Below are 8,565 nucleotides of genomic sequence, written 5' to 3' on the forward strand. Positions count from 1 at the left end.
CGTGACATGTTTTTATAACATTGAAAAGCAGGAGGAGCACGATGCTGACTCAGTTGACCATTAGTAATTTTGCTATCGTTCGTGAACTTGAAATCGATTTCCGCTCAGGAATGACGGCAATAACTGGGGAAACCGGAGCCGGTAAATCCATCGCAATTGATGCATTGGGTTTATGTCTTGGTAATCGTGGCGAAGCCAATGTGGTTCGCGCAGGTGCTCCCCGTACTGATCTTTGTGCTCGCTTTTCTTTGGCTGATGCCCCTTCTGCCCGCAAATGGCTCGAAGAGCACCAACTTGATGGCAACTTTGATGATGATAATGAGTGCTTACTGCGCAGAACCATTGCTGCTGATGGGCGATCTCGCGGTTTTATCAACGGCACGGCTGTACCACTTTCTCAGCTACGTGAATTAGGTTCACACCTGATTCAAATTCATGGGCAACATGCCCATCAATTACTGTTGGAAAGTCGCCATCAAAGACGTTTACTGGATATCTACACCGGCGATTATGATCTCCAAAATGAGATGAAGCAGGCGTATCAACAATGGCGCCAAAGCTGTCAGGCTCTTTCACAATTCCAGCAGCAAGCCCTTGAACGTCGTTCACGCCAGCAATTACTGGAATATCATCTGAAAGAACTGAACGAATTATCACCACAGCCTGGTGATTATCAAGAACAAGACAGTGAATATAAACGGCTGGCAAACTGTGGTCAGTTTTTGTCCGGCAGCCAGAATATTCTTCAAATCCTCAGTGATAATGATGAACAGAATATTGTCAGCCTGCTTAGTTACGCACGTAATGAACTGACAGACCTTGCCAGCATGGATCATAAACTCAATGAGCTGCTTAATATGCTGGAAGAAGCGACCATCCAAATTAACGAAGCCAGTGATGAGTTGCGTCATTACAGTGATCAACTGGAATTAGACCCTAACCGCTTGTTTGAACTGGAACAAAAAATTTCCCAGCAAATCAGTATGGCGCGTAAACACCATGTCACACCGGAAGAGCTGCCAGCCTTACACCAGCAATTGCTGGAAGAGCAACATCAGTTATCTCAGCAGGAAGATGATTGTGCTCATCTTAGTGAACTTGTCAGTCAGCATTATCAACAGGCCCTGACCGTCGCAGAAAAACTTCACCATGTTCGTCAGAAATATGCTGTGGAGTTAAGTCAGCTAATCACAGGCAGCATGCATCAACTTTCCATGCCGCACGGCCGTTTTACCATCGATATCACCTTTGAACCCGAACATTTAAATATTGATGGCGCCAGCAAAGTCGAATTCAATGTAACAACCAACCCCGGTCAGCCCCACCAGCCACTCGCGAGAGTTGCATCGGGCGGTGAGCTTTCCCGTATTGCTTTGGCAATTCAAGTAATTACTGCCAAAAAAATGGAAACACCTGCACTCATCTTTGATGAAGTGGATGTCGGTATCAGTGGCCCGACGGCAGGAATTGTTGGCCGTTTGCTACGTGAATTGGGTGAATCGACACAAGTTATGTGTGTCACACATTTACCGCAAGTTGCTGGATGTGGTCATCAACACTTTTATGTCAGTAAACAAACTGATGGTGAAGAGACAGAAACCCGAATGCAACTATTGGACAAAAAAGCACGCCTCCAAGAGCTGGCAAGACTTCTGGCAGGCAATGAAGTGACAAAAAATACCCTTGCCAATGCAAAAGAGCTGTTAGCGGCATAAAATAATACAACTTTTTTGTATAATTGAAGTCATAGGTATACCCGATGGATTTCAAGGCACAGCGCGGCGGGAAGGGAACAAATTTGCCCGGACAAAGGCTGGCCTATGCTGAAAGGCAGAAAACTCGCATTAATCCCCGGAGCAGAGATAACCGTCTGTTTATAAAAACGGTGGCCGGGGTGAGCAAGTGTTGCCAATAAAAATGTAGCTCGAAAGACAACGGGTATAAATGCGTAGAGGTTTTCAATCTCTTCAATGTTTATTATTATCGACGGCCTGACTCCTAAAGGAATGTAATTACTATGCGCTGTAAATTGTTGACTGCCGCTACTGTATCACTTGTTATGCTGACTGCGGGTTGCTCCATGTTTGAGCGAATTGTTTATCGTCCTGATATTAATCAAGGGAATTACCTGACACCGGCTGCGGTATCAAAAATCCAGAAGGGAATGACCCAACAGCAAGTTGCTTACACCTTGGGAACACCTATGCTGACCGATCCATTTGGAAGCCAAACCTGGTATTACGTATTCCGCCAACAACCAGGACATGAAAAAGCCACTCAGGAAACCCTGACGCTTTCCTTCGATAGCAATGGTACTTTGACTAATATCAAGAATGAGAAATCACTGTCAGAAAATAAGTGAGTTATGGATTCTATTTATTCGCCAGTAAACATTCTGGCGAATAAATATCTATTATTGGGTATTATTTTTCGCGCGTTCAGCCCGCTTACGGCGCATTTCTTTTGGATCTGCAATCAAGGGACGATAAATCTCCACTCGATCCCCTTCTTCCAAAATATCGCTCAGCTTGGCTGGCCGACTATAAATCCCAATTTTATTCTTCGTCAAATCGATATCATTACGTAATGTTAAAAGGCCCGATGCAACAATCGCCTGCTCGACAGTTGATCCTTGCGACAATTTCACATTAAACAGATATTGCCGTTCTGGCAGCGCATAAACGACTTCGATATTGATTTCAGACACTGTAGACCTCGCGGGCGCGTTGAGTAAACGCCTGAACCATATTACTGGCTAGTTCTTTAAAAACCTTACCGAAAGCCAATTCGATCAACTTATTGGTAAATTCAAAATCAAGATGCAATTCAACCTTGCAGGCATCCTCACTTAGCGGAGTAAAATGCCAGCCCCCCATTAATTTACGGAAAGGGCCATCAACAAGCTGCATATTGATTCTTTTATTATCAAATAATGTATTACGTGTTACGAACGTCTTACTGATCCCCGCCTTTGAAACCTCAACAGAAGCCGTCATTTCATTATCACTGCTGCTTATTACACGGCTACCGACGCACCCCGGTAAAAAATCCGGATAAGACATTACATCATTGACCAATTTATACATTTGTTCCACGCTGTAAGGTACTAGCGCAGAGCGACTAATCTGTGGCATATCATTTCCTGTAAAACGTAACAGCGCCGAATAATATCACTTAAAAGTGGTTAAATAAAAACCTGATGACATTTAGAGCAAAAAATGTGCACTTGTCGCTAAATATCACGCAGAAGAGATTTCTTTCACTAACGCATACAGTATAATACAACGCATTATGACAAAGAAAAAAGCACACAAACCCGGTTCGGCAACAATTGCCATGAATAAACGAGCCCGCCACGAATACTTCATCGAAGAAGAATTTGAGGCCGGTTTATCCCTACAAGGTTGGGAAGTCAAATCACTGCGCGCTGGCAAGGCTAACATCAGTGAGAGTTACGTTTTGCTCAAAGATGGTGATGCTTATCTTTTTGGCGCCACAATCACGCCATTGAATGTCGCTTCCTCTCACGTAGTTTGCGATCCGACGCGGTCACGCAAATTACTACTTAACAAACGTGAATTAGATTCACTGTATGGTCGAATCAATCGCGAAGGCTATACCATCGTTGCACTTTCCATGTATTGGAAAAATGCCTGGAGCAAACTCAAAATTGGTGTAGCAAAAGGTAAAAAAGAGCACGATAAACGTTCAGATATCAAAGAACGTGAATGGAAATTAGACAAAGCGCGAATTATGAAGAATTCTGGGCGTTAACCTCTAGCGTTATCTCTCAATATTCTGATATACTCGCGTTTAACATACTTGGGGCTGATTCTGGATTCGACGGGATTCGCGAAACCCAAGGTGCATGCCGAGGGGCGGTTGGCCTCGTTAAAAGCCGCAAAACAATAGTCGCAAACGACGAAAACTACGCACTGGCAGCTTAATAACCTGCGCAGAGCCCTCTCTCCCTAGCCTCCGCTCTTAGGACGGGGATCAAGAGAGGTCAAACCCAAAAGAGATCGCGTGGATGCCTTGCCTGGGGTTGAAGCGTTAAATCCAATCAGGCTAGTTTGTTAGTGGCGTGTCTGTCCGCAGCTGGCAGGTGAATGTAAAGACTAGACTAAGCATGTAGTACCGAGGATGTAGGAATTTCGGACGCGGGTTCAACTCCCGCCAGCTCCACCAAATTTGGTTGGACAGTATCAGGACAACAACTTGAAAAACATGAAGTTAGCAAAGTTGATTGGTCACTGTCATGACAGTAAAAGGACTTCAAAGTGCACGTAAAATGCACGTGGAGTTAAATTTAAGACACCTCAGATTTCCCTCTGAGGTGTTTTTATTCATGGCTAATGTGTTTCTATTTGTAATAAAGCGTAACAAGAATACGTGTCATTTTTGCCCGTTTTGGATCTCACTTCCCCTTCATTCACTTTTCCCAAAACCGATATTGAAGAACAATCATCACAATAAAGCCTGAAAAATCCACAGCTGAAATCCATCACCTAACCATCCTTTTTCTGTGCATATAAACAGTGGTTTTGAATATTCAAATTTTTTGATGGAATTTAGCGGTTAAGTATAATTTTGCCAAAAAAGCGAAGATTGGTTTCACGATGGGAATGAAACACTATAGGGCAGAAATTTGCTCTTTTACATATGAGTAATCCCGTATCTACTTATGCGATAATATCCCACCACCATTGGTGGAGACTATGATTTTCAGTTAGTTGGGTATATGATTGCAGGAAATTTGTCAGACAAAGAGTACAAAAATGATTTTCGTTTTATTAAAGGCAATAAACTTTGTTGTTTTCTTTTTATTATTCTCAGTAGTCAGTTATTTTTTTATTCTAGATAGGAAACTAAAAAAAACAATAGTATCATCGCTATTAGTTTCCATTGTTTTTATTTTGGTTGAAATTTCTTCCCCTATATTGCTTTACTGTTTTTTATATCTTTCTGAATTATTTTATAATGTCGTGCATTAATTGCACGACGTTTATGCAGAGAACGGCTATTGCTTATCAATTAGTGGTTTAATTTTATTATCATATACACTTTTTTCGACATCAAAATTGACAGGCTCTTTCCATTTTCCTGTTATATCAAATGGAGTTCCGTTTGGATTCCACTCTCTCCCAATAATATCCTTCATATCATAGGGATCTGTAAAATTATCATAAAGGTTATAATTTATTACACCAGATAAATTATATCCACTTCCGTTGGGCTGTACTTTAATATCAGTTAACTCACCACTGATAGTCGCACCACCTATCGCCCATAATGGATCATTCATATGTCTGGACTCAGAACCAATAGCATAATGATTTTTAAAATCAACTCGCTCACCATTTTTAATTTGTGAAATAAAACGAGAGTGAATACTAGACCCACTTTCTTTTTTAAACGCTCCCGGTGTTTTTACCAAATTGCTAATTTTGTCTTGTACGCCTATTCTGCCCAAGGTTATTCCTGTGCCTGAGTTTCCTCTATAATGATTAAACAATCCAATAGAACTCATGCTATCATTTGTCTCTACCGCGGGAGAAAGAGTGGAAAGAAAAACGCCTCGCATCTGACTAAACCGCTGAATATATAATTTTTTTACTTTCCCCATATCTCCGCGAAAATAAGCATCCACTAGTTCATTCATTCGTTTTGCCATAAAGCTATGTCCTTTCTTCCACGGGCAGTCCTTTTCCCCGCACATAGTACAAACATCAAGTTCTAATAACTTCAAATAATCAAAATTTTTGTTATACATAACATCCCTTAATTAACCTAACTCTATATTGCTTATGTTTAAAATCCCATAAAACGAGATTTAATTATTATTCGAAATAGCATTTAATCGAATGACACTATTTTATTTTCATTTCTCTTTTATTAATATCGATGCGGTTTGTATGAGCTTTATTACAATTGCTAATCATTTATAATTAATTGGCGTTTATTTATACTTTTGTATTTGCCTTGTGAATTAAAACAAGTTGAATTAATGTAAACGCCTCTACTACTAACCCGAATCTTGCGCTTTCTCCCTCAAATTCCACACCGAATCCGCCGGCATCTGGACACGGACATCCAAGCGACACCCTTCGGGAATATCACAGGGTTCTCCATCCGCATAGTAGACCTTTTCACCGTCCACTATGGATTTTATCCGTTTGTTTTGAAAGCGCTCCGGTAAATGGCTGTGCTGACGGTGGAATGTCTCAATCGTGATGCTGCCGTCTTTTTCCACCCGGTCATCAATGTAGATAAGTTCAAGCCCGTTGTTGTTCTTCGGGGAAGAGATACCGCCGTGGACACCCCACGCCCCATCCGCGTTATAGCCAAGGATACCGTCTATCTGATAATGGCCGGTACCGAGTTTGGTGACCGTGGCCCCTTCCGATTTGTCATTGGTGGTAAAGGTGCCGTCGGGGAAGATTTGGAGGATGGGGGAGGATTTTTTGTAATATCCACTGACGTCTACTGTCCACATATTAGAGGTCATCACAGTGTAGGTTTCCCACGGCTTGCCATTATCGCATCGCTGAACATACATCACTGTTTTACCATAATTGGGTAATATAATCAGTTGATAATTATTAAAGCTCCAAGCGGTTTTGATAACAGAACCATGATTGCCCAGCTGATTAGCGGTGTTCGGCGAATATCCATAAAATCCAGTATGATATTTAGTATCCCTCGTGTCCCCCATAAATGACTGAGCAAACATTGCATCGGTACCCACGCCATAATTCCCCACTTTCAACACATCACTTAATCCAATATTCCCCACAAACGCGTTTTTATCCGGAATATCTGCCCCATTCTGGCGCTTATCCAGTTTTCCCTCTACCGCCGCCTGCAATGCCCTAATCGACTGCAACGCTACCGTCTGTCCGTTCGGTAAGGTCACATCCACTACCCCACTTTGTGACATCCATTTGTCCATGTTCTGGAGGAACTGGACGACAAAGCTGCTGTTGGCCACCATATTTCTAACACCGTCTGAGACAGAATCGGGTACAGTCACCTGTATCTGATAGGTGGCGTTATTCAGGGTGACGCTGGCCTTATCCGCCAGTACCAGCTCGGTATCGGAGTTCACCGCCTGTATCATGTGCAGCAGGTTATCCTTGCCGGACTGGATTAGCATTATTTGCCCGGGGGCAACGCTGTTAATATTCGCGTTAAACTTCGTGCCTGTGCCACGGACAATAGCCGAGCCGGACACCATACTGACTGTGCCTTGTGAATAGTACATAGATGAATTCCTGAGAGGTTAGAAATGGAAATAGTCACTCGCATCCAAGATGAGGACGGGCTTTTGTGTGATATAGGTGTAATCAGTGCCATAACCCACAGAGCCGAGGTAACCGGGCTTACTATCCACCATGGAGGCACCGATACAAATTGAACCAGCATCATAGTTACCTACACATAATTCCTGGATGTACCCTTTGCGATCTGATACCCAAAAGTGCTCTCCCACCATAGACGGGATATACATGGGTCGGGCAATGCCGGGAACGACAATGCGCTCATTTTGTTTGTAAGCATTAATAAAAACTTCCGTCGGCCGGGTCAGTACCCCGACGCCGGACGAAAAAGTGATCTGCCCCCGACTATTCCTCAGCCGCAGCCCGTAACGCTCGTTGCCAAATCGCCCCTCTGCCCCTACATCCGAGAAAATAATCACCCGGAAAGTAGCCGAAGTTCGGTTGCCATTGCGGCGATCGGTACAGGCATAGTAAAGGTCATAGCCATCGGTATTGGTCCTGCGATACAGGGAAATCATGGCGTAAGGGTCGTCCGTGTGGAAAAAAGCCAGACAATTCCCCAGATTGAGCCGGGGGTCAATTTTCGAAAAATCCACCCGCCCCTCGATTTTCAAGGTAGCTTTATGGGAGACATAAGAAAAACCGCTGTGGGGAATGTCGACATTAAAGTTCACATTACCGCCGATTTTCAACCCCGCTTTTCCCGTTTGGTTATGCGGGTAAGCGATTATTTTGACAATGTTACCCACACTGCTAAAGGGATTTTTGAGTACGATATTTTTAATCGTGACCGTTTCCCCGTTCTGAATGTAGTCACAAAACTCCTCTCCGCCGTTAATGCGGAAGTTGTCACCATCGTAATAAAACACCACCCCCGCCATTCTCTGTGCAGCTACGGCAGATTTATAACCCGATGGAATTTTGACAGGGCATGTCCATGTTTCAGCACGCTCATTGGCTCCCGGTGTATGGTTATCGACATTAGCTACCCACGTTAAGGTCGCCGGTGCCGTGTCCTTGTTAAACACAAAATGAGTCCCGTCATGAGGATTCATTATTTTCAACCCAACACCACTCATAAAAAGACCCCCAATTCAATTAATGCGACACCATTCGCATCAAACATATAAAAGCCAGCATCTTTGAGTTGCGTGCGATAGCCATTGCCGTACCCGTTGATTTCCAGAAATCCGGTTTTGGCATCAATGCGGAACCCCTGCCGGTTAGGGATGTAATTGGTGGATTTGATGTCTATCCCCACCAGTAATTTCTGAATCGACGCCAT

The 8,565-nt window shown here is 43.3% G+C and carries 9 protein-coding genes and 1 other RNA gene; 4 read left to right on the forward strand and 6 right to left on the reverse strand.

The window, feature by feature from the left end; all coding sequences use genetic code 11:
- The first annotated feature begins 41 nt into the window (after positions 1–41).
- Positions 42–1,715, forward strand: coding sequence for a DNA repair protein RecN (recN, locus tag BM100_RS03115; RefSeq protein ID WP_092507837.1), 1,674 nt, complete (start codon positions 42–44; stop codon positions 1,713–1,715).
- Positions 1,716–2,017: 302 nt separating this feature from the next.
- The gene (gene bamE, locus BM100_RS03120; protein ID WP_092507839.1) at positions 2,018–2,362 is read left to right on the forward strand and encodes an outer membrane protein assembly factor BamE; all 345 of its coding nucleotides are present in this window, start codon (positions 2,018–2,020) and stop codon (positions 2,360–2,362) included.
- 51 nt (positions 2,363–2,413) lie between these two features.
- Here bamE and BM100_RS03125 read toward each other — a convergent pair whose 3' ends face one another.
- Together BM100_RS03125 and BM100_RS03130 are read right to left on the reverse strand one after the other, a co-directional pair.
- Entirely contained in the window at positions 2,414–2,707 is a 294-nt protein-coding gene (locus BM100_RS03125) for an RnfH family protein (RefSeq protein WP_092507841.1), read from the reverse strand.
- Positions 2,700–3,134, reverse strand: a complete 435-nt coding sequence (locus tag BM100_RS03130; protein ID WP_092507843.1) for a type II toxin-antitoxin system RatA family toxin — start codon at positions 3,132–3,134, stop codon at positions 2,700–2,702. The genes BM100_RS03125 and BM100_RS03130 overlap by 8 nt, the downstream gene beginning before the upstream one ends.
- A gap of 157 nt (positions 3,135–3,291) precedes the next feature.
- On the opposite strand from BM100_RS03130, the gene smpB reads away from it, so the two are divergent.
- Together smpB and ssrA are read left to right on the forward strand one after the other, a co-directional pair.
- Positions 3,292–3,774, forward strand: coding sequence for an SsrA-binding protein SmpB (gene smpB, locus BM100_RS03135; RefSeq protein WP_092507845.1), 483 nt, complete (start codon positions 3,292–3,294; stop codon positions 3,772–3,774).
- 50 nt (positions 3,775–3,824) lie between these two features.
- Positions 3,825–4,188, forward strand: a transfer-messenger RNA (tmRNA) gene (gene ssrA, locus BM100_RS03140).
- Between the two features lie 832 nt (positions 4,189–5,020).
- Here the strand turns inward: ssrA and BM100_RS03145 are convergent.
- The 4 genes from BM100_RS03145 to BM100_RS22930 all read right to left on the reverse strand — a co-directional run.
- Positions 5,021–5,773: a hypothetical protein gene (locus BM100_RS03145; RefSeq protein ID WP_092507847.1), complete on the reverse strand. Its 753-nt coding sequence runs from the start codon at positions 5,771–5,773 to the stop codon at positions 5,021–5,023.
- Positions 5,774–6,025: 252 nt separating this feature from the next.
- A complete protein-coding gene (locus BM100_RS23535) occupies positions 6,026–7,264 on the reverse strand; it encodes a phage tail fiber protein (protein WP_244590551.1) in 1,239 nt (412 codons plus the stop codon).
- 18 nt (positions 7,265–7,282) lie between these two features.
- Complete coding sequence (locus BM100_RS03155) at positions 7,283–8,308, reverse strand: hypothetical protein (protein WP_153044886.1); 1,026 nt, start codon at positions 8,306–8,308, stop codon at positions 7,283–7,285.
- 47 nt (positions 8,309–8,355) lie between these two features.
- On the reverse strand, positions 8,356–8,565 hold a 210-nt coding region (locus BM100_RS22930; protein WP_092507852.1), incomplete at its 5' end, for a hypothetical protein.

Source organism: Xenorhabdus mauleonii (assembly GCF_900113945.1).
Taxonomy (GTDB): domain Bacteria; phylum Pseudomonadota; class Gammaproteobacteria; order Enterobacterales; family Enterobacteriaceae; genus Xenorhabdus; species Xenorhabdus mauleonii.

What these genes read in the sequence shown, in the direction of transcription:
- recN (WP_092507837.1), top strand. Translation starts at nt 42, where the DNA reads ATGCTGACTCAGTTGACCATTAGTAATTTTGCTATCGTTCGTGAACTT.
- bamE (WP_092507839.1), top strand. Translation starts at nt 2,018, where the DNA reads ATGCGCTGTAAATTGTTGACTGCCGCTACTGTATCACTTGTTATGCTG.
- BM100_RS03130 (WP_092507843.1), bottom strand. Translation starts at nt 3,134, where the DNA reads ATGCCACAGATTAGTCGCTCTGCGCTAGTACCTTACAGCGTGGAACAA.
- smpB (WP_092507845.1), top strand. Translation starts at nt 3,292, where the DNA reads ATGACAAAGAAAAAAGCACACAAACCCGGTTCGGCAACAATTGCCATG.
- BM100_RS03145 (WP_092507847.1), bottom strand. Translation starts at nt 5,773, where the DNA reads ATGTATAACAAAAATTTTGATTATTTGAAGTTATTAGAACTTGATGTT.
- BM100_RS23535 (WP_244590551.1), bottom strand. Translation starts at nt 7,264, where the DNA reads ATGTACTATTCACAAGGCACAGTCAGTATGGTGTCCGGCTCGGCTATT.